Source organism: Comamonas sp. JC664 (genome assembly GCF_042647185.1).
Genome location: NZ_JBHRUZ010000004.1, coordinates 1 through 22,040, shown reverse-complemented (window position 1 = coordinate 22,040; position 22,040 = coordinate 1). Strand labels below are relative to the sequence as shown.

Annotated in this window: 16 protein-coding genes and 7 pseudogenes; 14 read left to right on the top strand and 9 right to left on the bottom strand. The window is 63.8% G+C overall.

The genetic code is table 11. The features are described 5' to 3' along the window. The first annotated feature begins 976 nt into the window (after positions 1-976). The 4 genes and pseudogenes from ACFODQ_RS00610 (at position 977) to ACFODQ_RS00595 (ending at position 5,211) form a co-directional block, all read left to right on the top strand. Positions 977-3,196, top strand: a pseudogene (locus ACFODQ_RS00610) (hybrid sensor histidine kinase/response regulator). Beyond that, complete coding sequence (locus ACFODQ_RS00605; protein WP_377014400.1) at positions 3,193-3,627, top strand: hypothetical protein; 435 nt, start codon at positions 3,193-3,195, stop codon at positions 3,625-3,627. Before ACFODQ_RS00610 ends, ACFODQ_RS00605 begins: the two are co-directional and overlap by 4 nt. A gap of 44 nt (positions 3,628-3,671) precedes the next feature. After that, on the top strand, positions 3,672-4,199 hold the full coding sequence (locus tag ACFODQ_RS00600; RefSeq protein ID WP_377014396.1) for a chemotaxis protein CheB: 528 nt from the start codon (positions 3,672-3,674) through the stop codon (positions 4,197-4,199). Beyond that, positions 4,196-5,211 (top strand): annotated as a pseudogene (locus tag ACFODQ_RS00595) (diguanylate cyclase). The gene ACFODQ_RS00600 and the pseudogene ACFODQ_RS00595 overlap by 4 nt, the downstream one beginning before the upstream one ends. A 360-nt stretch (positions 5,212-5,571) precedes the next feature. Here ACFODQ_RS00595 and ACFODQ_RS00590 read toward each other — a convergent pair. Then, positions 5,572-6,798, bottom strand: coding sequence for an ankyrin repeat domain-containing protein (locus ACFODQ_RS00590; RefSeq protein ID WP_377014394.1), 1,227 nt, complete (start codon positions 6,796-6,798; stop codon positions 5,572-5,574). Between the two features lie 623 nt (positions 6,799-7,421). Here ACFODQ_RS00590 and proX point away from each other — a divergent pair. Further along, entirely contained in the window at positions 7,422-8,432 is a 1,011-nt protein-coding gene (proX, locus tag ACFODQ_RS00585; protein WP_377014392.1) for a glycine betaine/L-proline ABC transporter substrate-binding protein ProX, read from the top strand. A 107-nt stretch (positions 8,433-8,539) separates the two neighbouring features. Here the strand turns inward: proX and ACFODQ_RS00580 are convergent, their stop codons facing one another. Further along, positions 8,540-8,842 carry a hypothetical protein gene (locus ACFODQ_RS00580; RefSeq protein ID WP_377014390.1) on the bottom strand — a complete coding sequence of 101 codons (303 nt, stop codon included), beginning with the start codon at positions 8,840-8,842 and terminating at the stop codon, positions 8,540-8,542. Positions 8,843-9,294: 452 nt separating this feature from the next. Between ACFODQ_RS00580 and ACFODQ_RS00575 the strand changes: the two genes are divergently transcribed. Together ACFODQ_RS00575 and ACFODQ_RS00570 are read left to right on the top strand one after the other, a co-directional pair. Continuing rightward, positions 9,295-9,549: a hypothetical protein gene (locus tag ACFODQ_RS00575; RefSeq protein WP_377014388.1), complete on the top strand. Its 255-nt coding sequence runs from the start codon at positions 9,295-9,297 to the stop codon at positions 9,547-9,549. 172 nt (positions 9,550-9,721) lie between these two features. Further along, on the top strand, positions 9,722-10,162 hold the full coding sequence (locus ACFODQ_RS00570; protein WP_116925141.1) for a hypothetical protein: 441 nt from the start codon (positions 9,722-9,724) through the stop codon (positions 10,160-10,162). A 141-nt stretch (positions 10,163-10,303) separates the two neighbouring features. On the opposite strand, the gene ACFODQ_RS00565 is transcribed toward ACFODQ_RS00570, so the two are convergent. The 7 genes and pseudogenes from ACFODQ_RS00565 to ACFODQ_RS00535 all read right to left on the bottom strand — a co-directional run bounded on the left by ACFODQ_RS00565 (position 10,304) and on the right by ACFODQ_RS00535 (position 17,359). Next, the gene (locus tag ACFODQ_RS00565) at positions 10,304-12,151 is read right to left on the bottom strand and encodes an acyl-CoA dehydrogenase (protein WP_260719262.1); all 1,848 of its coding nucleotides are present in this window, start codon (positions 12,149-12,151) and stop codon (positions 10,304-10,306) included. A gap of 1 nt (position 12,152) precedes the next feature. Beyond that, positions 12,153-12,323: a hypothetical protein gene (locus ACFODQ_RS00560; protein ID WP_377014385.1), complete on the bottom strand. Its 171-nt coding sequence runs from the start codon at positions 12,321-12,323 to the stop codon at positions 12,153-12,155. A 4-nt stretch (positions 12,324-12,327) separates the two neighbouring features. After that, positions 12,328-13,511: pseudogene (locus tag ACFODQ_RS00555) on the bottom strand (acetyl-CoA C-acyltransferase). A gap of 42 nt (positions 13,512-13,553) precedes the next feature. Next, positions 13,554-14,753: a 3-hydroxyacyl-CoA dehydrogenase NAD-binding domain-containing protein gene (locus ACFODQ_RS00550; RefSeq protein WP_377014383.1), complete on the bottom strand. Its 1,200-nt coding sequence runs from the start codon at positions 14,751-14,753 to the stop codon at positions 13,554-13,556. Continuing rightward, a complete protein-coding gene (locus tag ACFODQ_RS00545) occupies positions 14,723-15,658 on the bottom strand; it encodes an enoyl-CoA hydratase-related protein (RefSeq protein ID WP_377014381.1) in 936 nt (311 codons plus the stop codon). Before ACFODQ_RS00545 ends, ACFODQ_RS00550 begins: the two co-directional genes overlap by 31 nt. A 124-nt stretch (positions 15,659-15,782) precedes the next feature. Beyond that, the gene (locus tag ACFODQ_RS00540; protein ID WP_377014379.1) at positions 15,783-16,586 is read right to left on the bottom strand and encodes a hypothetical protein; all 804 of its coding nucleotides are present in this window, start codon (positions 16,584-16,586) and stop codon (positions 15,783-15,785) included. Next, positions 16,586-17,359: a flavin-containing monooxygenase gene (locus tag ACFODQ_RS00535; RefSeq protein ID WP_377014377.1), complete on the bottom strand. Its 774-nt coding sequence runs from the start codon at positions 17,357-17,359 to the stop codon at positions 16,586-16,588. The genes ACFODQ_RS00540 and ACFODQ_RS00535 overlap by 1 nt, the downstream gene beginning before the upstream one ends. 339 nt (positions 17,360-17,698) lie before the next feature. Between ACFODQ_RS00535 and ACFODQ_RS00530 the strand changes: the two are divergent. The 7 genes and pseudogenes from ACFODQ_RS00530 (at position 17,699) to ACFODQ_RS00500 (ending at position 21,945) form a co-directional block, all read left to right on the top strand. Beyond that, positions 17,699-19,361 (top strand): annotated as a pseudogene (locus ACFODQ_RS00530) (long-chain-fatty-acid--CoA ligase). A 179-nt stretch (positions 19,362-19,540) separates the two neighbouring features. Then, positions 19,541-19,780: an SMP-30/gluconolactonase/LRE family protein gene (locus ACFODQ_RS00525; RefSeq protein WP_377014375.1), complete on the top strand. Its 240-nt coding sequence runs from the start codon at positions 19,541-19,543 to the stop codon at positions 19,778-19,780. Next, positions 19,695-20,394, top strand: a pseudogene (locus ACFODQ_RS00520) (SMP-30/gluconolactonase/LRE family protein). Before ACFODQ_RS00525 ends, ACFODQ_RS00520 begins: the two are co-directional and overlap by 86 nt. Before the next feature lie 152 nt (positions 20,395-20,546). Continuing rightward, positions 20,547-20,825: pseudogene (locus ACFODQ_RS00515) on the top strand (SDR family NAD(P)-dependent oxidoreductase); the annotation flags it as partial. Continuing rightward, positions 20,707-21,159, top strand: coding sequence for an SDR family oxidoreductase (locus ACFODQ_RS00510; protein WP_377014404.1), 453 nt, complete (start codon positions 20,707-20,709; stop codon positions 21,157-21,159). The pseudogene ACFODQ_RS00515 and the gene ACFODQ_RS00510, both read left to right, overlap by 119 nt. Then, positions 21,062-21,265, top strand: a complete 204-nt coding sequence (locus ACFODQ_RS00505) for a hypothetical protein (RefSeq protein ID WP_377014402.1) — start codon at positions 21,062-21,064, stop codon at positions 21,263-21,265. Before ACFODQ_RS00510 ends, ACFODQ_RS00505 begins: the two co-directional genes overlap by 98 nt. Further along, a pseudogene (locus ACFODQ_RS00500) lies at positions 21,205-21,945 on the top strand (ABC transporter ATP-binding protein). The gene ACFODQ_RS00505 and the pseudogene ACFODQ_RS00500 overlap by 61 nt, the downstream one beginning before the upstream one ends. The last annotated feature ends 95 nt before the right edge of the window (positions 21,946-22,040 follow it).

Here is a 22,040-nt window from a genome sequence, read left to right as displayed (position 1 = left end):
ACAGCAGTTGACCCAGCATGGGCCGACGCCGAGTTGTTTTTTCTGGTGGGGTTTGATATGTGACGGTGCAGGCCAGGCCGAGGCTGCCCTGCAGCCACTACCGCAAAGCGCTTTACCTTGAGCCCTACCACACCCGAGCACTGGCACACCTGGCAGCCCTGCTGGTGAAACAAATGCGACAAGCGGTGCGGCACGATTACAGCAACGGCTGAAGCAGAGAGAAACCAAGATGCGCGGCAAGTCCTGATCGCCATATCCCGCTAGAGCCCCCAGCTATTGACGCCTGCTGGCAGCGCATTGGTGTTCGCGGCGACCGCTCCTGCGCGAGAGGCTGCTCCAGCATGTTCATTGCATAACTGCGAATCGCTATGCCGAGGCTGCCGCTCTGCTGCTCGATCGGCATGAGCTGGATCTGGAGATGGTGGACGAGGCTTCGTTCGCGGAGAATCAGCAACCTGACACGCTGGCTGATGCCAGACACTGTCGGTCCTGATCTTTCGCATTGGCAAAACTGGTTGGCTCTGCCTTTCAACGCTTTTGCTAGAAGTATCGTTGCCCGTGCCCGTTCACGGACTGCCTTACCCCCGCAACCGTTCACTGCGTGGACTGTGCAATGTACGGTGGAACCTTGGTTCCCTGTATGGCGCTTGACCTGGTATTGGGCCTGACCACCGAGACCACGCCGCAAGACCGCCCCCACATGCTGATACTGGGACACACCTGGCGGCCCAATGGTGACGGAGGTTCAGAGGTGGAAGGCATATACGCGATTCCACTTGCCAAGCTGCAAAAGAGGGCCATGCCAGTGGCCTTGCGGTCAGCCAGTTAGCATATGCGGTGATGCTGTGGCAGCAGCACAGCATCACGCGGTGCTCCATGCTGATCGCCTGTCTGCAGCCTTGTCCAGGAGCCTTAGATGATCCTACAAGCAACACCGCTGGCACATCTCGCGATGTATGGACCAAAGGTCAAAGCCATGAGCCTTGATGCCTACAAAGACAGCTCCATGCTGGAGTTGTTCCGTCTAGAAGCGCAGGCACAAACCAAGGTCATGGATTCATGCCTGCTGGTACTTGAGCGTGAGCCAACCGATCCCGCGCAGCTGGAGGCCTGCATGCGTGCAGCGCACTCACTCAAAGGTGCGGCACGCATTGTCGGCTTGGATGTCGCTGTGACATTGGCCCATGTGATGGAGGACTTGCTAGTCTGTGCCAGAGCGGCAAGGTCCGCCTGAGCTCCACACGCATCGACGCCCTGCTACGCGCTTCAGAGGCATTGAGGCAGTTGAGTGAAGGGATCAGCGTGCAAGGGCTGCCTGCGCTGCAAGCAATCCTGGCAGAAGATACGCAGCAAGATGCGCCGGTACCCGATGCCATGCCGGACTTCAGGCCGGCCTTGCCGGAAGAAGTCTCCGCCATTGAGACCAACGAGCCCGAGCCCGCGGTGAACTGCATGACCGTATCCTGCGTGTGTCAGCCGAACGCCTGGACCATCTGCTCGATCTGGCGGGACGCTCACTGGTGGCTGCACAGCGTACCAAGTCCCTGGGCCAGGAGTTGGCACAACTCAAACGCCTGCAAGACCATATTGATCGATCCCTGCATGGGTTGCGCGATGCGCTGCTGGGGCAGGAGCTACCGCCTCGTGCCAAGGCCTTGCTATCCGATGTGAACCACTGGACGCTGGAAGCCAAAAGCCAGTTGCAACAACATACAGCGGCTTTCGACAGCTTTGGCTGGGCCTTTGAGCAGCGCAGCCAGCGCATGTATGACACCGTATTGGCCTCGCGCATGCGCCCCTGCGCGGATCTGATGGCTGGCAAGGCGCGCATGGTGCGTGAGCTCAGTCGCAGTCTTGGCAAAGAGGTATGGCTGAATCTGGAAGGCGAAGAGGTACAAGGAGATCGCGACGTACTGGAGACATTGGAAGCACCACTGATCCAGTTACTGCGCAATGCGGTGGACCACGGCATTGAAAGCCCCGCACAACGGTTGGCCAGCGGCAAGCCGGCACAAGGCAACTTGGTACTGCGGGCTCGGCATGCTGCTGGGCTCCTGGTCCTTGAGCTGGAAGACGATGGAGCAGGCGTTGACCTCGCTCGCGTACGTGCCGCAGTCATCGCACGCAAGCTGGCCACCGAAACGATGGCCCAGCACATGCATGAGGAAGAATTGCTGGCTTTTCTGTTCCTGCCGGGTTTCAGCGTGAGCGAGAAAGTCAGTGAGATCTCTGGCCGTGGGGTGGGCCTCGATGTGGTCCAGCACACGCTGCGTCAACTACGCGGTACGGTGCGCGTCCGCCAGCAACAGGGGCGAGGGACGGTGTTCCAGCTGCAACTGCCTCTGACCTTGTCGATGCTGCGCTGCTTGGTGGTGGAGATCGGCGGTGAGGCCTACGCGCTTCCGCTTGCGCAAGTGGAGCAGACTTTGCGTATCCCGGCGGACGCCATCAGCATGGTGGAGGGCCAGCAACATATCTGGGTACGCGAGCGCGCCATCGGTCTGGTCGCTGCCCACCAGCTTTTACAACTGCCGCATGGCAAATCCGATCCGCTGGGCCTCCCAGTGGTTTTGATACCGCACCACGACCGAAGCCTTGCCATTGCGGTAGACAGGATTGTTGGCGAGCAAAATCTGGCTGTCGTTCCCATCGACTCCCGCCTAGGCCTGCTGCGCGGCGTGGAGGCAGGTGCCCTGCTCGATGACGGCAGTCCGGTGCTTATCGTGGATATGGATGACTTGCTGAACTCCGCTGACAAGCTCTTGGGTGCAGGCCAAGTCGAAAGGGTTGCACGGTTGTCTGAAGGGCCGTCACTGCGGCGCAAGCGCGTATTGGTGGTGGACGACTCGCTGACCGTGCGTGAGCTGGAGCGCAAGCTGCTCATTGGGCGCGGTTACGAGGTGACCGTGGCCGTGGATGGCATCGATGGCTGGAACATTCTGCGTGCAGAAAAATATGACCTCCTGGTGACCGATATCGACATGCCCCGCATGGATGGCATTGAGCTGGTAGGCCTGGTAAGGCGCGACGCACAACTGCAGTCCATGCCCGTGGTGGTTGTATCCTACAAAGACCGCGAGGAAGACCGCAGACGCGCCTTGATGCGGGAGCCGACTACTACCTTGCTAAGTCGAGCTTTCACGATGAAACATTACTGGAGGCTGTACACATGCTGATTGGCGAGGCTGTTGAATGAAGCTTGGACTGATGGTTAACACCCCTGAGTTGGCGCAACGCCTCGAACACGCTTTGGAGCCGCTGCACGACATCCACTGGGTGGCACAAGACGAGACGCAGGCCTTGCGCCTGTGTCGTGATATGCCCCCTGAGCTACTGCTGCTGCAACTGGGCACAGCTGATCGAGTGGCCTTTTCGCAACGTGTCATGAATGAGGCGCCATGCCCTTTGCTACTGCTGGATCTGGCGACCGAGCTCCATACCGAATGGGCATTCAATGCCTTGGGCCACGGTGCCCTTGATGTGGTGCATCTGCCCGAATTGGCGAACGGCAGCGCATTCAATCCAGCGCTGCTGCTGCGCAAGATCCAGAACATCGCCTGGCTGGCCACGCCCCGCAGCCTGTTACCCACCGAGCCACGCGCACCAGCGCGAAACGCGCGTGCCTGATTGCCATCGGTGCCTCCGCTGGTGGGCCCGCCACACTCAACCAGTTGCTGCGTGAACTGCCTAAAGATCTTGACGCCGCCGTGGTACTGGTTCAGCACCTGGACGACAAGTTCTCTGCGGGCATGGCTGAATGGTTGGCGCGGGAATCAACGCTTCCGGTACGCCTGGTTCAGGCTGGTGAAATACCGCAGACCGGCATGGTCTTGCTGGCTGGCCGCAATGAGCATTTGACGGTGAGCCGCCGCGGCGACCTGCAGTATTCACTCAAGCCTGATGCGCAAATTTACCGTCCGTCGATCGACATTTTCTTTCAAAGCATTGCCGAGCAATGGCGAGGTGATGCCATCGGTGTGTTGCTAACGGGTATGGGGCGAGACGGGGCAGATGGGCTCAAGGCTATGCGCGAGCGAGGCTTTGCCACCATTACCCAAGACCAGTCCAGCAGCGTGGTGTGGGGAATGCCCAAGGCCGCCGTTGCTATCGATGCGGCAGCGGAAGTCCTGCCTCTGGACCGCATCGCCAACCGCTTGGCCGAACTATGCCGCTGGATGGCGGTAAAGAGAAATTCATGACTCCTATTCCAACTCTGGATGAAAACACCTCTGCCGGGGAGCCTGGCGAGCTTGAAGTCAAGGTTTTACTAGTAGATGACCAAGCCATCATCGGCGAGGCCGTACGCCGCATGCTGAGCCATGAGATCGGCGTGTCTTTCCACTACTGCGGAGACCCGAAAAATGCCATGGAAATGGCGGAACACATCCAGCCGACCGTCATCCTGCAAGACCTGGTGATGCCGGTGTTGATGGTCTGGACTTGGTGAGCCAATATCGCAACAATCAGAAATTACGCGACCTGCCCATCATCGTTCTGTCATCCAAGGAAGACCCGAAGATCAAGAGCCAGGCATTTGCAGTGGGGGCCAATGACTATCTCGTGAAACTGCCAGATGCAGTGGAACTGATAGCACGTCTCCGATACCACTCCCGAGCCTATCTGGCGATGAAGCAACGCGACCTGGCGAACCAAGCCTTGCGCCTGAGCCAACAGCAACTCCTGGAGAGCAATCTTGCGCTGCAGCGTATGACGAAGCTCGACGGCTTGACTGGCTTGTCAAACCGGCGGCATTTCGATGAGCACCTGGACCTGGAATGGAAACGCGCACGGCGAGAGAGAATTGAACTCTCCCTACTGATGATCGATGTCGATTTTTTCAAATCCTATAACGACAGTTTCGGCCATGTGATGGGCGACGAGACCTTACGCAGCGTGGCCCAGGTCCTTGCACAATCTTGCTCGCGCTCCGGTGATCTGGTCGCCCGATATGGGGGTGAAGAGTTCGCTATCATTTTGCCCAATACCTCGCAAGACGGCGCATGCTCGCTCGCCAATAGTGTGCGGCGCGCAGTCCAGGCACTAGCCATTGCACATGTTGCACCGGTAGCCGATGCCACAGTGACGGTCTCTATCGGAGTTGCCACCATGGTGCCTGAGCAAGACCTCAAACCCATTGCATTGATACAGCGCGCAGACACTGGGCTGTACCAGGCCAAAGAAAGTGGTCGAAATCGCATCGGCGTAGCCTGAGTACGGTAAATTTCTGATTCGATGCGATCTTGATCAGCAGGGGATGGGCTTCCTCCGGCTCGCCAAAGCGCTGGTAGCGTTGGATGGCCGCAAGTCTACGCAGGGTGCGTCAAGGGTGTCGTGCAGACCTGCAAGGACGGATCCTTGCAATGACTGCTCTGGGTGCCTCAGTGATCCAACTTATTGAGTTGGCGGACTGCAACCAGCCTGAAGCCGCCCTCAGCAACTTCGAACCAGGCCCCGACGCGCTCTAGCCAGCGCGGCCCGGTGTCTGGCTCTGACTGCAAACAATCCCACCCCGTTGAACCTCGGCCTACGCTTGTAGCTGGAGAAGATCACGCGCCCTGCTGGTATTTGAGATCAAGTCAAACCGCCCTGAGACCCAGCCTGCGCGGGCTTAAAGGACCTGGCTGTCCCAGGTACTGTTGCCCTGGTAGCGCTGCTGCCAACGGTCGATGCGCCACTGGCCGGCCTTGCGCAGCAACGTGAAGCGGCTCTCCACGATGGGCCAGCGGTTCGAGAATAATTCCCGCGCGTGGTCGCGCCCGCCTGGGTGTCGGCCGACTCGGGCTCATCGACGGGGAGCATGCGCTGCTGGGTGGTGATGGTGCATTGGTCAGGAGTTGGCCACTCCAGCGCCAGCAGGTCCAGGTGCAGCGGCAAATCAGGCTTGGCGCTGATGGAGATGCGCGGGTACTTGCGCAGGCGCGGCGTGGCATAGGCCTGGCGCAGGGCCATCGCACCCGCCAGCTGCTGCCACATCACGCCCATGTCCAGATGCGCCTCGGCGCCCCGGGCGCCAGCGATGGCCTGACTCGCCGCGCGCTCCCAGTGGGTCATGGCCTGCACCCAGCTGCGTAGCGCCGCCGTGGGGCTGGCAAAGGCGGGGATCAGTCGGTCGGCCAGCGCGGCGTGAAAGGCGCTGTCAAACGACGAGTCCTCGCCGCTGGCCAGGCTCCGCCAATTGGACTGCTGAAAAGCGGGAAAGTCATCGGGCCAGTGCAGCACAGCCAGCGGTTCCTCAGGCCAGGGCAAGGTACCGCTGGGCGGCGCCGGCGCAGCGGCACGCAGCGCGGGGGGCAGCATGGCATCCAGGCGCGCGGCTAAGGCCTCGCAGCCGTTGCGGCGCGCCAGGTCGGCAGCGGTGGCGCCCAGGCCGTCCTGGGCAGCCAGCTGCGCGCCAGCGGCCAGCAAAAGGATCACGGCCTCGTCGCCACCCGCCTGGGCGGCGGCCATCAGCGGCGTGCGCCCATGCACGTCGGCCTGGTGCTCGGTATCGGCGCCGGCGGCCAGCAAGGCCTGCACCAGCGCTGCCTCATTGCCGCTGGCAGCCCAGCCCAAGGCCGTCCAGCCCATCACGGCATCGGGGGTGTTGAGCGACACACCGCGCGCCAGCAACCACCCGACCGCCTCCGCCTGCTGGGCGATCACGGCCTCGATCAGCGGCGTGCGAATGTTCCACAGGACCGACAGGTCGTCGCCCGCTTCGGCCAATGCGGCCAGCGTGCAGATATCGCCGCGTGCGGCGGCCTGGTTGCCTGCGCCAGCTGAGCCAGGGATCGGGGTTCCAGAAGCAAGCTGTGGCATGGGAGGGAACTGCGATCCAGTCGCACATCGAAGGAGTGATGGATCGGAAGTTTAGTGCCATGCCACGAAAGAGTGAGGTGGGCTGAGAGAACCCTGCGCCGGGGCCCGGAACTCCAATCGCAGAGCACTTACCCCGTCTCTGACAGTCCCCCTCCCCCGCCCCCCCTCCGAGCCCTGCAGCGCAACGGATAAACGCCGCGCAAGCCTTGACTGCTTTAGACTCGGGAGTTATATTTATTAGATTCTTAAAGCCAACAGAGCATGTTGGCGCTTCGGTACTACTCGCGGACCATCTTGCGTCCCGTCGCGGTACCTATTTTCTTGCGTGGGGCGCTGTTGCCCCCACCGCCCTGCGTCGTCAACCAACGCCTTGTCCCGCCCGCTGGACGCCGATCCCACGATCGGCAGGCCTTGCTTGCGCCGTCTGTCTCGCCGTCTTTAGCGCCTGCCTTGCGGCTGTGGAACGTGGCTGCCTTGGCTTGGGCGGCTATCGCCCATCGCATTGCATTGCCGCAGGCTTGCCGCCATGGCGCCAGAGACCTCCCTGAGCTCGGCTCAGGCGCTTGCGTGGCGCCAAGAGCCTAGCTTGCTTTCTCCACCCGCTTGTATAGGAAATACACCGCATGATGAACACCCGACACTTTGCCCGCACCCTGCTCGCCAGCGCCCTGCTGGCCCTTGGACTGTCCACCCACGCTGGCGATCTGCCCGGCAAGGGCGTCAAGGTGCTGCCCCTGCAAAGTTCGTTGGCCGAGGAAACCTTCCAGACACTGCTGGTCACGCGTGCGCTGACCAAACTTGGCTATGACGTGCAGCCCATCAAGGAGGTCGAGTACCCGCTGGCGCATCTGGCCGTTGCGCGCGGAGACGCCACCTTCATGGCCAACCATTGGAATCCGCACCACTCGGAGTTCTACAAAAGCGTAGGGGGCGACGCCAAATTGTCGCGCAAGGGGGTGTACGCAGCCGGCGCCGCCCAGGGTTACATGATCGACAAGAAGACAGCCGATCAGTACGGGATCACCCACCTGAGCCAGCTCAGCGACCCCAAGCTGGCCCGGCTCTTCGATACCAACGGCGACGGCAAGGCCGATCTGGTCGGACCCAGCGCCGGTTGGGGTGGCGAAGCCGTGGTGAACCACCAGCTCGCCGCCTTCAAGCTGCAAGGCATGGTGAACTACACCCAGGGCAACTACCCTGCGCTGATCTCGGACACGCTGGCCCGTTATCAGCAAGGCAAGCCGGTGCTGTTCTACGCCTGGACCCCCTACTGGTTGAGCAATGTGCTGCGCTCGGGCAAGGACGTTGTCTGGCTGGAAGTGCCGTTCTCGGCCATGCCCGGCGTACAGGCCGGCACGGACACCCAATTGCCCAACGGCAAGAACTACGGCTTTCCTGTCAACAACGAATACATCGTGGCGAACAAGACCTTTGTCGAAAAGAACCCCGCCGCCGCCAAGCTGTTTGAGATCATGTCGCTGCCCATCGGGGACATCAGCGAGCAAAACCGCCGGATGCACGACGGCGAGAACCGCCAACAGGACGTGGAGCGCCACACGGACAGCTGGATCAAGGCCAACCAAAAGACTTTTGATGGCTGGATCGAGACAGCGCTGAAGGCCGCCGCAAGCTGACCTGGGTTAGCGCTGACCTGGGTTTGCTCTGAACGCTGGGCGATGGGCGCGCAGCTTCTACACCTCGGCAACACCCACGCAGGCCGCCTGGCGCGTCGACCACGCACTCATTGATCAGCGCCTTGTGCACGGATCAGATCGCGCACTGCTATGGCCATCACCAAAAGCGCCAAGCCGGCGGCGGTCAGGGTTGCGGCCGTGTAGAAGCTGATCAATGCCCAGTAAAGGACGGGCTGCTCGGCAGCAAGGATGTCAGGTCCTTTGCGGTTGTTGAGCACCCCGGAGCGCAAGCTCTCCACCACTTCAGTCGCGCCAATAATGCAACCCCAGCCGATCAAGGCCGCGATGGCGAGGGCTGCCATCGACTGCAGCCACGGTCGCCGTCGGCTCGGGGTGTTCGGAAGGCCCATCACCTGCTCACTGCCTTGGCAAAGGCCCAAAGGCCCATGGCTTCGCAAAGGAATGCCGCACTACTGCATCTCGCTGGCCCACACCCGCTGCGCGCGATGCCAGGCAACGCATGGACGTACTGTCTGGCTGCCAGTCCAGCACCAAATCCAGCGCGTCCGTTGCATCCCATGCGCAGGACCGTGCCGCGCCAGGCACTGCTGTAGTGATCGGCCAGGTGCTGCACACTGCCCTCAGGCAACACTGGAAGGTGCCGTGCTTGCATAGGCCCAAAGCGATATTGCTCCACAGGCATTGTTTCCTTTTAGTGAATCCGATGGGTAGGAACCCATCCGTCGCATATTGTCCGATTTCCATCGGGTGGTGGGCGCATAGCATACGCGTCCATCGTCTCCACGTTGAGATGGTGCAATTGTCATGCTGTCAAGAGCGCAAGGCCGCCCCATAGCAGGCATTGGAGGACAAGTTGGATTTAAACACCTTTGAGTCTCGCGCCACGAGGGCAACAGAGAGTATGTTCTCCTTCGCAGCGTTTGTTGCAGCGGCCGAAGATCTGTCGACGGATCCACGCTATGCCGATGCCTGGCTGGATGCAGAGATCGTGAATGCACTGGCTCTGGCCGCATGGGAAGAGCAGGGACGGCTAAATGGACTGCGCAGTGGCAGCAGACCTTCAGGAAGGATGCCATCCAAGACATGGCCGCATTGATAAACGCCGGCAAAGCGAGCCTGTAGCGCGACACATCCGGCCAGTGCTTGCGATCACGGTAGGTGTCATTGCAACCGTCTGGGATCGGCCAATTCAGGCAAAATCCAGATGATCGGGGCAAGCCTGGCACAGGTCTGCAGGGAAGCCCACTTTGAAGAATGGAACAACACCAATGGCACTGACGAAAAAGGGCGAGTTCATGTACGGGACGACGTCGGGAGACACCCAAGCCGAGCTGCGCAGCTACAGCGTTGCCAATGGCCATGAGGCCACCCGGTTTGCCTCGTCCAAATGCGAGTGCGGCTCCCGGACTTTTGCGCTGCAGACCGACGAAGAAGCCGGCGTGGCCATCCGCACCTGCTCCGACTGCGGGCAGGAACACCTGATGGGCGACAGCGAGGATTACATGGAAGAGGCCACCCCCGAGGGGCACGCCTGCGTGTGCGAGAACGAGGTGTTCGAGCTGGTGTCCGGCGTCTCCGTGTACCAGGGCACGCATGATGTGCGCTGGTACTACATCGCTTGCCACTGCGTTGAATGCGATCTGGTGGGGGTCTTCGCAGACTGGAAGTGTGAAGCGGGTGATGCGGCGGCCTTCCTCGCCAAGGTATGAGTGCGCCGCCCGCAGAGGCCCTATTGGCAGGCTTGAGCGGCCCATCAACCAATAGAGCCCTACCCGCCGCCAGCACCTGCACCATGCGCTGAACGCGGATTAAAGCCCTGCGGCACCCTGCCCCGCCCTTTCCCCCAGGGCTCAAAACCCACTCCCCCCCAGCTCCACAAACAGCGCCTCCCCCGCCATCACCGGCGCCAGCCAGGCCTGCACCAGCGGCAGCTCATACGCGTAAAAGTAGCGCGCGCAATCCAGCTTGCCCTGCAAAAAGGCCTGCTGCCCGGCATCAGCGGCCGCCATGCGCCCATGCGCCTTGAGCGCCATGTCCAGCCACAACCAGGCCAGCGTGACATGGCCGAAGGCGGTCATGTAGGCGGTGGCGTTGGCGAGGGCCAGCTGGGCGTTGCCGCTGGCCCAGGCCGCGTCGGTGGCGGCATGCAGGGCTTGGGTGGCCGCATCTAAGCGATCGGCCCAGGGGGCGCATGCGGGCACCGACCGGGCAGTGGCGACGGTTTGCGCGATCTCGGCTTGCAGCAAGGCCCAGGCGGCTCCCCCATCCATGCGCAGCTTGCGGCCCAGCAGGTCGAGGGCCTGGATACCGTGCGTGCCTTCGTGGATCATGTTGAGCCGGTTGTCACGCCAGTGCTGCTCCACCGCATAGTCGCGCGTATAGCCATAGCCGCCCAGCACCTGGATGGCAAGGCTGTTGCCCTCCTGGCACCACTGGCTGGGCCAGCTTTTGGCGATGGGGGTGAGCACCTGCAGCAGCAGCTGCGCGGCATCGCCCTGCTGCGGCGCGCCGGCGCGCTGCGTATCGACCAGCTTGGCACAGTACAGCTGCAGCGCCAGCGCGCCTTCGGCATAGCTTTTTTGCGCCAGCAGCATGCGCTTGACATCGGCATGCTCGGCAATCGGCACCTGGGGCTGCTGCGCGTTCTTCACCACCTTTTGGCCGGCAGCGACCGGGCGGCCCTGCGGGCGCTGGCGGGCATAGTCACGCGATTGCAGGTAGCCGGCGTATCCCAGCATCGTGGCGCCCAGCCCCACCTGGATGCGGGCCTCGTTCATCATGTGGAACATGCACTTCAGGCCCGCGCCCAGCGCGCCCACACGGTAGCCAACGGCCCCGCCCTGCTCGCCATAATGCAGCAAGGTGTTGACGGTGCCCCGGTAGCCCAGCTTGTGGTTCAGCCCGGCCAGCGCAATGTCGTTGCGCTCGCCGGTCACCTGGCCTTCGGTATCGACCAGGACCTTGGGCACGATGAACAGCGAGATGCCGCCCACGCCAGCGGGTAGCTGGCCGCTGTCATCGGGCACCTTGGCCAGCACCAGGTGGACGATGTTCTCGCCCATCGCATGCTCGCCGCCTGAGATCCACATCTTGCGGCCCGTCAGCCGGTAGCGCGGGCCCAGCGGGTCATCTGCAAAGTCGTCACCATCGGGCACGGCACGGGTCGTGATGTCTGACAGGCTGGAGCCGGCTTGGGGCTCACTGAGGTTCATCGTGCCAAAAAAGCGGCCTTGCAGCTGCGGCAGCGCAAAGGCCTTTTGCTGCGCGGGCGTGCCATGGGCCAGCAGCAGGCCGGCATTGGCCGCTGTCAGCATCGAATAGGCCTTGAGCGCAATGCTGGCGGCCGAGACCATGCTGTTGGCCGCCATATCCACCACGCAGGGCAGCTGCATGCCCCCCACCTCGTAGTCGTGCGACGCAGCCAGCATGCCCGATTCGGCATAGGCGGCGCAGGCTGCCGGTGTGCAGTCAGGCAGATGCAGCTGCTGGCCGTCAAAATGCGGCTCCTGCTGGTCCACCAGGCGGTTGAAGGGCTCGAACTTGTCAGCAGCCAGGCGCTCGCACATGTCCAGCACGGCGCCATAGGTCTGCCGGTCATGGCCGGCATAGCGCGCATGGCGGCTGAGTGCCTCTACCTCCAGCCAGTCGTAGAGCAAAAAATCCAGGGTCTGGCGGATGCTGGCGTAGTCGAGTTGCATGTTAGAACGTGTTGAGGATCTCTACGCAGCGGCGTTGGAGAGCAATCGGGATGGATTCGAAGGGATGGAACGCAGCTTGCACCGGGGTGCAAGCAAGGGCCAGCGCGAAGAAATCGCCCGATTTCGCTCCAACCGTAGGGACACTGTCGCGGCGCGAGGAGATCGTCAGCACGTTCTTAAGCAACCTCAAATAAGGCTGCCGCTCCCATACCGCCGCCCACGCACATGGTGGCCACCACATAGCGCACACCGCGTCGCTGGCCTTCCAGCAAGGCATGGCTGGCGATGCGGGCGCCCGTCATGCCATAGGGGTGGCCGATGGAGATGCCGCCGCCGTTGACATTGAAGCAGGCTGGATCGATGCCCAGCTGGTCGCGGCAGTACAGCGCCTGGCAGGCAAAGGCCTCGTTCAGCTCCCACAGGCCGATGTCCTGCACGCGCAGCCCGTGCTGGGCCAAGAGCTTGGGGACCGCATAAATGGGGCCGATGCCCATCTCTTCCGGTGCGCAGCCAGCCACTGCCATGCCCCGGTAGATGCCCAGCACCTCCAGGCCCCGGCGCTCGGCCAGTACCGAATCCATGACCACGCAGGCCGATGCGCCATCCGACAGCTGGCTGGCATTGCCAGCGGTGATCACACCGCCCTCGATCACCGGCTTGAGCGCCGCCAGCCCTTCCAGGCTGGTGTCGGGGCGGTTGCCTTCGTCGCGGGCCAGGGTCACCTGCTGCAGGCTGACTTCCTTCGTGAGTTTGTCCGTCACCGCCATCTGGGTGCTGAAGGCACGATCTCACGGTCAAACAGGCCAGCGGCCTGGGCGCGCGCGGTGCGCAGCTGCGACTCCAGCGCATAGGCATCCTGGGCCTCGCGGCTGATGCGGTACTGGCGCGCCACATGCTCGGCCGTTTGCAGCATCGGCATATAGGCATGGGCCGCGCGGGCGATGACGGCCGGATCGCGCTCGCGGCTGGCCCATTCCATATAAGACGTTTGCACGGCGGTGATGTTCTCGCAGCCGCCTGCCACCACCACCTGCATGCCATCGACCAGCACCTGCTTGGCTGCGCTGGCAATCGCCATCAGGCCGGAGGCGCATTGCCGGTCTACCGTCTGGCCCGCCACGCTCATCGGCAGGCCTGCGGCCAGCAAGGCATTGCGTGCCAGGTTCATGCCGGCGGTGCCCCCGGTCAGCACGCAGCCGACGATCACATCGTCCACCTCCGCCGGGTCCACCCCGGCGCGCGCCACCGCGTGCTCGATGCTGTGGCCCATCATCTGGGGCGAACGGGTGTGGTTGAGCGAGCCCTTGTAGGCCCGGCCGATGCCCGTGCGGGCGGTGGAAACAATGGCGGCGTCTTTCATGGCGGTGCTCTTCAATATTGATGGGTTTCGGCCTTCAGGCCCTCAGGCGGCTTGCAGGCTGTCAAAGCCCTGGCGCTGTGCAGCCAGCCGCTGCAGCAGTGGCGACACCGTCCAGTAGCCATAGCGGTTGCCCCGGCTGGCGGCATAGTGCTCCAGCCGCTCCACGATCTGCGCCAGGCCAATCTCCTCGGCCATGAACATGGGCCCGCCCTGAAAATCCGGAAAGCCATAGCCCGCCGCCCAGACCACATCGATATCGCTGGCGCGGTAGGCGATGCCCTCGTCCAGAATCTTGCAGCCCTCGTTGACCATGCTGTAGAGCAACCGCTCGACAATCTCTTGCGCTGCCATATCACTGCGCTGGGCAATGCCATGCGCTTGCGCCAGCTCGGCGGCGATGCGGCTGGCCTCCGGGTCAGGCAGCGCGTTGCGGCCCTCGTAGCGGTAGTAGCCCAGGCCCGTTTTCTGGCCAAAGCGGCCCAGTGCAAACATCTTGCGCACCACGGCGCGGTAGCTGGCATCGGGCGGCAGGCCGCCGGCCTTCTCGCATTCGATGACGGTCTTGGCGCCCACATCGAGCCCGGCCATATCCAGCATGCGGCAAGGGCCCATCGCCAGGCCCAGCGCCTGCACCACCTCGTCGATCTGCGCGGGGCTTGCGCCTTCCATCAGCAAGAACTCGGCCTCGCGCAGGTAAACCTCGGCCATGCGGTTGCCGATAAAGCCAAAGCAGACGCCCGAGACCACCGGCGTCTTGCCGATCTTGCCGGCCAGGTCGATGACGGTCTTGAGCACCTGCGGGGCCGTCTCAGCGCCGCGCACCACCTCCAGCAAACGCATGATGTTGGCCGGGCTGAAAAAATGCATGCCCACCACATCGGCAGGCCGTCCGGTGGCCTGTGCCAGTGCATCCACATCCAGGGTCGAGGTGTTGCTGGCGATGATGGCGCCAGGCTTGCAGACCTCGCCCAAACGGCGGCAGACCTGCAGTTTCAGGGCCATGTCCTCAAACACCGCCTCGATCACCAGGTCGCAGGGCGCCAGCGCCTGGTCGTCCAGCGACGAGGTCAACAGCGCCAGGCGCGCGCTGGGCTGCTCAGCCCCCATGCGGCCCTTGGCCACCCGGGCCTCATAGGTCGAGCGGATCAGTTGCAGCCCGCGCTCCAGCCCCGCAGCTGCGGCATCCACCAGCACGGTGCGGATGCCGGCGTTCAAAAAGCACATCGCAATGCCGCTGCCCATGGTGCCTGCCCCAGAATGCCCACCTGCTCGATCTTGCCGGCCGGCACCTGCCGCTCCAGGCCAGGAATTTGCCGGCTGCGGCGCTGTGCAAAAAACAGATGGCGCAGTGCGCGCGACTGCGCCGACGGCAGCAAGCGCTTGAAGGCCTCGGCCTCGGCACGGGCGCCGCTGGCAAAGTCAGCGGTCAGCGCCTGCTGCACGCAGAGCACGATGGCCTCTTTGGCGGGGTACTGCGGGCTTTGGCGTGCAGCCTCCAGCGCTGCCGCAATCGCCTGGCTGTGCTCGCCGGGCGGGGCGCTTTGCGCGCTCAAGCGGCGCGGCTGGCCCCCCTGGGCCAGCAGCTGGCGGCCAAAGGCCAGTCCAAACGCCAGCGGGTCGCCCTCCTCCACCGCATCGACGATGCCGCTGGCCAGCGCCTCTTGCGCAGGCACCGGCCGGCCGCTCAGCATCATGTCCAGCGCCAAGCTGGCGCCCACCAGGCGTGGCAGGCGCTGGGTGCCGCCGGCGCCGGGCAGAATGCCCAGTTTCACCTCGGGCAGGCCCAGCCTGGTTCCCTTTTGTGCCACACGGTAGTGGCAGGCCAGGGCCAGCTCCATGCCAGCGCCCAGCACCGTGCCATGCAGGGCTACCACCACCGGCCGCGTCTGCGCCTCGATGCGGTTCAGCAGCGCATTGATGGCCTCGGCAGAAAACGCCGGGTTGTTGAACTCGGCAATGTCCGCACCCGCAACAAAGGACGGGCCTTCGCAGTAGATCAGCAGCAGCGGCAGCGAGGCATCGGCCTCAAACTGCGCCAGCGCGGCGCTCAGCCCCATCAGCAGGCTGTGCGAGAACAGGTTCAGCGGCGGGTGGGAGATGCAGATACGGCCTATCCCGTCTGCGCTGTGAAAGGTGACGTTGCTCATGGCTGGCAGCTCTTGGTGGAAGATAAAAATGCCCCGCTGCAGGGCGCAGGCAGGCACAGCCCCAGGGCGGATCGGCCAGCAGACAGGCCGTTCCAACACCCAGGGAGCTTGGAGACCCAGGTTATCAGTGCGTGGCGTTTTCCACTGTTGCGCTGGCGTCTGCCGCGCGCTCGCGTTCGCGCTTCTGCGCAAAGTGGTAGCCGCTAAAGCCCTTCTGGATGGCAGCCAGGCAGTGCTCGCGGTACTTCTGGAAGCCGCCGGTAAACATGGTCAGGCCCGGGGCCTTGCCCTGCACATTGGCGCCCACATACCAGGTCTTGGCCTTGGACAGCAAGGTGCGCGGCGCCAGCGAATGGACCAGGTCCATCCAGGCCCGCTCCTCTTGCGCGCTGGGCTCGATGCTGCCGAAACCTTGGGCCTGCATGTGGCGGATGGCAGCGGCCGTCCAGTCCACATCGTTCTCGCTGGTGCGCACCACATTGGCCAGGGCCGAGGGGCCATTGGGCCCCGTGGTCATGAACAGGTTGGGGAAGCCATGCATCATGATGCCCAGGCAGGAGGTCGCACCCTCCTTCCACTTCTGCTGCACCGTCAGGCCGTCGCGCCCTTCCACCTCAAAAGCCAGCAGTGCGCCGGTCAGGCCGTCGTAGCCAGTGGCAAAGATCAGCACATCCAGCTCCACCTCGCCCGACTGCGTGCGCACACCCTTCTCGGTGATGGACACGATAGGGTCCGTGATGCAGTCACGCAGATGCACATGGGGCTGGTTGTAGGTTTCGTAGTAGCCGGTGTCCAGGCACGGGCGGCGCGCAAAGATGGGGTAGCCGCGCGGCTTCAAGGCCTCGGCGGTGGCCGGGTCGTCTACCGCCTCGCCAATCTTGCCGCGCACAAACTCGGCCACTTCCTCGTTGGCTTGCTCGTTTTGCATCAGGTCGGCAAAGGTGCCAGCATCGCCAGGCCGCCTTGCAGCCAGGCATCTTCCAGCAGCGCCTGGCGCTGCGCTGGCGTCACGCTGAAAAACGGGCGGCTCGACTGCGGCCGCACGCCGCCCACATTGCTGTTGCGTGCCAGCTCGCGGATGCCGGCATAGTGGCGCTTGACTTCGGCGACGTACTCGGGCTCCAGCGGCACATTGCGCATCGGCATCGTAAAGCTGGGCGTGCGCTGGAAGACGAACAGCTCACACGCCTGCTTGCCCACTTCCTGCACGATCTGGATGCCGGTCGATCCGGTGCCGATCACGCCCACCCGCTTGCCGCTGAAATCCACCGGCTCATGCGGCCAGCGCGCCGCACGCAGGATCTGGCCGCCAAAGCGCGCAATGCCGTCAATCTCGGGCTCCTTCGGTACCGACAGCGGGCCCGTCGCCATGATGCAGTAGCGCGCCTCATAGCATTCGCCCCGGTTGGTGCGCACCACCCACAGTTGGCGCGCCTCGTCCCAGCGGGCGCTCTCCACGCGGGTGTTGAACTGGTAGTGCTTGCGCAGGTCCAGCCGCTCGGCGACAAAGTGGAAGTAGCGCATCAGCTCGGGCTGCGCGGCAAACTGCTCGGACCAGGTCCATTCCTGCTCGATCTCGGGCGAGAAGGAGAAGCTGTAGTCGATGCTGGGCAGATCGACCCGTGCGCCGGGGTAGCGGTTCCAGTACCAGACGCCGCCCACATCGCCACCGGCCTCGAAGGCCTGGATCTTCAGCCCCATCTCCCGGAACTTGTGCACTGCGCACAGACCGCCAAAACGGCGCCCACGATGACCGCATCCACCTGGTGGATTGTGTGATTGTCCATTGCTCTTTGTCTCCTGCTGGCTGGTGCCGGCCGCCCCGCCACACCGCAGTGGGGCACCGGCTTGATAGGGGATGGCAGCTCGCCTCCACCTTGTTCTCGCTGCATCATGCCTACTTGCCGACCGGTAAACAACAGGGTTTCCCGCAAGCGTTTTGGAGGGAGCAAGTCCAGGGTAATCCCGGGCTTGCGACGCTGCTGCGGCTGCTAAACTTTTTACCTGCCGACAGGTATATAAAACAAAACAAGGAGCAACATGCAAGGGCTAATGCAGCAGCGCGCGCTGCGGATTTCCGGCTTGCTGGAACATGCAGCACGCTTTCATCCCCAAGTGGAAGTCGTCTCCCGCACCCCGGATGGGGAGCTCACGCGCTCGAACTGGCTGACCGTGTCCCAGCGCTCGCAGCGCCTGGCCGCCGCCCTGCTGCGCCAGGGCATGGCCAGCGGTGCACGCATTGCTACGCTGGCCTGGAACACGCACCGCCATCTGGAGCTGTACTACGCCGTATCGGGCGCTGGCGCCGTGCTGCACACCGTCAACCCGCGCCTGTTTGCCGACCAGATCCGCTACATCATCAACCACGCGGCCGATGATTATGTGTTCTTTGATTTGAGCTTTGCCGGCCTGGTGGCCGAGCTGGCGCCCAGCCTCAAAACAGTGAAGGCCTATGTGGCGCTGTGCAAACCCGAGCAGATGCCCGCGATGGACCTGCCCGCCCCGCTGCTGTGCTACGAGGACCTGGTGGCCCAGGACGCGGCGATTTTGACTGGCCCGAGCTCGCCGAAGACAGCGCCTCGTCGCTGTGCTACACCTCGGGCACCACCGGCAACCCCAAGGGCGTGCTCTACAGCCACCGCTCTACCGTGCTGCATTCCTGGGTGGTCTGCGCTGCCGATGGCTTGGCGCTGCGCGCCCGCGATTGCGTGCTGCTCACCGTGCCGATGTTCCATGTCAACGCCTGGGCCTGCCCTATGCCAGCGCCATGTGCGGCGCCAAGCTGGTGCTGCCGGGCCGGACTTGAGCGGTAAGGCGCTGTACCAGCTGATGCGCGACGAGGGCTGCACCTTCTCGCTGGGCGTTCCCACCGTCTGGATGGGCTTTTTGCAGCATGTGGAGAGCCTGCCAGCTGCCGACAAAGAGGCCTTGAAGCTCGAACGCATCATGATGGGCGGCTCTGCAGCGCCCCGCGCAATGATCGACCAGTTCGACAGCCTGCTGGGCGTGACCGCCAACCAGGCCTGGGGCATGACCGAGACCAGTCCAGTGGCCACCATCAGCACCTTGCTGCCCCAGCATGAGGCACTGGCCCGCGACGCGCGCATCGATGTGCACGCCCGCCAGGGCAGGCCCATGTATGGCGTGGATGTGGCCATCTTCAATGACGAGGGCCAGCAGCTGCCGCCCGGCGACCCAGCGCCCGGCGAGCTGCGCGTGCGCGGCCCCTGGGTCATCTCTGCCTATTACGGGCAAGAGGCTGGCTCGGCGCTGGATGCGCAAGGCTGGTTCAGCACCGGCGATGTGGCCCGGATTGATGACGAAGGCTTTGTGCAGATCACCGACCGCGCCAAGGATGTCATCAAGTCTGGCGGCGAATGGATCTCGTCGATCGACATCGAGAACCTGGCGCTGGCGCACCCCGCCGTCAAGGAGGCGGCCGTCATCGGCGTGCACCACGAGCGCTGGCAGGAACGCCCGCTGCTGGTCATCGTGCGCAAGCCCGGCACTGAGGTCAGCGGCCAGGAGCTGCTGAACTTTATGAAAGACCGGCTGGCGCGTTGGTGGCTGCCCGATGCAGTGGAGTTTGTTGACGAGCTGCCCCACACCGCCACCGGCAAGCTGCTCAAGGACCCGGCTGCGCGAGCAGTTCAAAGGCTACCGGCTGCCCACGGCCACCTCTTCGGCACCCGTCGCCACCTAACCTAAACACGCCCGGTACGGCACGGCCCCCTAGAAAGGCCGGCGCACCCGCAGCAGCCAGGGCACCGCCTTGGCTGACCGCACCAGGAGACAAGACATGAACGCCTCACCGCGCAGGCAGCGGCCGCGCGCATCCATCCATTGCTGCCAGCGCGATCTGCTGGGCGAATGCCGCTGTGGATGTGGCCACGCAATCGCTGTACTGATCGATGGCCGCGCCCAGTGGTACACCGCTACTGGCCGGCAGACGGCCGGCAGCAACAGTGGGCGCTGCATGCCCATATCGGCTCGATCGCGCTGTGCCGCAGTGGGCGCTTGCTGCTGGCGCTGGAAGATGACTTCCATTTTCTGGACCCGGACAGCGCCGGATCACCCCTATGGGCGTGCAGGTGCAACACCAGGGCGAGCGCATGCGCCTGAACGACGGCGCTGCGGACCGGGCGGCCGCTTTGTGGTCGGCTCGATGAGCATGACGCCGCAGTCGCCCACCGGCAAACTCTACCAACTGAGCGGTGATGGCCGCCTGCGCGAGCTGGACCAGGGTTTTCAGGTAGCCAATGCCACCTGCTTTAGCCCCAACGCCGCTGGCTGTACTTTGCCGACAGCCCGGCGCGCCAGATCTGGCGCTATGCCTATGACCCGGCCACCGGCGCTTGCGGTACGCGTGAGGCCTTTATTGATACCGCCGCGCTGGGCCTGGCGCCCGATGGCGCCACGTCGATGCCCAGGGCTACCTCTGGGTGGCCATGGTGCTAAGCGGCCAGCTGGCCCGCTTTACGCCCAGTGGCGAGCTGGCGGCCACGGTGGACTTCCCCGCCGATGCCTTCATCACCTGCCCGGCCTTTGGCGGCCCGGCGTTGCAGACCATCTACCTCACCTCGATCAGCAACAGCGGCAACCTGCTGCGCTCCAGCCACCCGGATGCGGGGGCCGTCTTTGTCATCGACGGCCTGGCCGCAACGGGGCTGGAAGAAGCGCGTTTTGACGTACCAACAGCCCACGCTGAGACGTGGCGGACCTCATTTCTATTTTGACCAGGAGACAAACACCATGACACAACGCTTTGCAGCAAGGTCGCAACTCGTGACGGCGGCGCACAGGGTATCGGCCGCGCCATCGTGCAGGCCATCGCGACGAGGGCGGCAGCGTCGGCATTCTGGACCGCGCCGAGGACAAGGCCGCCGAGGTGGCCGCAGCCATCGTGGCCCAGGGTGGCCGCGCCCATGCCTATGGCGGCAATGTGGCCGACCGCGACAGCTTCAGCAGTGCGATTGCCGATCTCAAGCACCGCTACGGCCGCTTTGACATCCTGGTCAACAACGCCATCTGGGTGCGCTACGGCCCGATTGCCGACATCACGCCCGAGGCGCTGCAGCGCATGGTGGGCACCGGCTTCAACTCCATCGTCTGGGGCATCCAGACGGCAGCGGAAGCCATGGACGACGGCGGCAGCATCGTCAACATCGCCTCGGCGCCGCCTTTATCGGCATGCCCCAGGGCATGGTGTACTGCGGCGTCAAGGCCGGGCACTGGGCCTGTCGCGCGCAGCAGCGGCGGAGCTCGGGCCACGCGGCATCCGCGTCAACTCCGTATGCCCTGGCTCCATCCCGACCGAAGGCGTGGGCATCAATGTCGATGCAGAAAAAGTGCGGCTGCGCATCGCCAAGACGCCGATTGGGCCGCCTGGGCACGGTGCAGGACATTGCCCGCGCCGCCTGCTTTTTCGCGTCGGACGACAGCCGCTTTGTCACCGGCGAATCGATGCTGGTCGACGGCGGCGCCACCAGTCCTTCATCTGATCGGAGGCGCCGCGATGACTGCTCCCCCCGAGGGCCGATGCCCCCATCCTGGAGGCGCGCCAGCTCTGCCGCCAGTTCAGCGGCTTCTATGCCGTCAAGGACGTGAACCTGAAAGTCAAGCGCCACTCGGTGCATGCGCTGATCGGCCCTAACGGCGCGGCAAGACGACCTGCTTCAACCTGCTGACCACCTTCTTGCGCCCCAGCTCGGCCAGGTGCTGTTCAACGGCGTGATATCTCGCGCAGCGACCCGGCCAGCGTGTCGGCACTGGGCCTCGTGCGCTCGTTCCAGATTGCAGCCGTCTTCAGCCACATGACGGTGTTGGAGAACGTACGCATCGCGCTGCAGCGCAAGACCGGTGGCACCTTCACCTTCTGGCGCTCGGTCAAGGTGCTGGGCGCGCTGGACGAGCGTGCGATGGACCTGCTGGACAGCGTGGGGCTGACGCGCTGGAAAAAACGTCAAGGCCTGTGACCTGCCCTATGGCCGCAAGCGCGTGCTGGAGCTGGTCACCACCATCGCGATGGAGCCGGAGATGATCCTGCTGGACGAGCCCATGGCGGGCCTGGGCCATGAGGACATCTGGCCGGTGGTGGAACTGATCGGCAAGGTGGCGCAGGGGCGCACCGTGCTGATGGTGGAGCACAACATGAAAGTGATATCGCATCTGTGCGAGACCGTCACCGTGCTGCAGGCCGGCCAGGTGCTGGCCGAAGGCAGCTATGACGAGGTATCGCGCGACCCAGGGTCATTGAAGCCTATGTCGGAGGGGCCGCCCATGCCTGAGAACAACCAAAACGTTAACAACAACACCACACCGCGCCAGATGCTGCAGGTACAGAACCTGAGCGCCTGGTATGGCGAAACCCTGGCGCTCGACG

What these genes read in the sequence shown, in the direction of transcription:
- ACFODQ_RS00605 (WP_377014400.1), top strand. Translation starts at nt 3,193, where the DNA reads ATGAAGCTTGGACTGATGGTTAACACCCCTGAGTTGGCGCAACGCCTC.
- ACFODQ_RS00590 (WP_377014394.1), bottom strand. Translation starts at nt 6,798, where the DNA reads ATGCCACAGCTTGCTTCTGGAACCCCGATCCCTGGCTCAGCTGGCGCA.
- proX (WP_377014392.1), top strand. Translation starts at nt 7,422, where the DNA reads ATGATGAACACCCGACACTTTGCCCGCACCCTGCTCGCCAGCGCCCTG.
- ACFODQ_RS00580 (WP_377014390.1), bottom strand. Translation starts at nt 8,842, where the DNA reads ATGGGCCTTCCGAACACCCCGAGCCGACGGCGACCGTGGCTGCAGTCG.
- ACFODQ_RS00570 (WP_116925141.1), top strand. Translation starts at nt 9,722, where the DNA reads ATGGCACTGACGAAAAAGGGCGAGTTCATGTACGGGACGACGTCGGGA.
- ACFODQ_RS00565 (WP_260719262.1), bottom strand. Translation starts at nt 12,151, where the DNA reads ATGCAACTCGACTACGCCAGCATCCGCCAGACCCTGGATTTTTTGCTC.
- ACFODQ_RS00550 (WP_377014383.1), bottom strand. Translation starts at nt 14,753, where the DNA reads ATGGGCAGCGGCATTGCGATGTGCTTTTTGAACGCCGGCATCCGCACC.
- ACFODQ_RS00545 (WP_377014381.1), bottom strand. Translation starts at nt 15,658, where the DNA reads ATGAGCAACGTCACCTTTCACAGCGCAGACGGGATAGGCCGTATCTGC.
- ACFODQ_RS00540 (WP_377014379.1), bottom strand. Translation starts at nt 16,586, where the DNA reads ATGCAAAACGAGCAAGCCAACGAGGAAGTGGCCGAGTTTGTGCGCGGC.
- ACFODQ_RS00535 (WP_377014377.1), bottom strand. Translation starts at nt 17,359, where the DNA reads ATGGGGCTGAAGATCCAGGCCTTCGAGGCCGGTGGCGATGTGGGCGGC.
- ACFODQ_RS00525 (WP_377014375.1), top strand. Translation starts at nt 19,541, where the DNA reads ATGTGGCCACGCAATCGCTGTACTGATCGATGGCCGCGCCCAGTGGTA.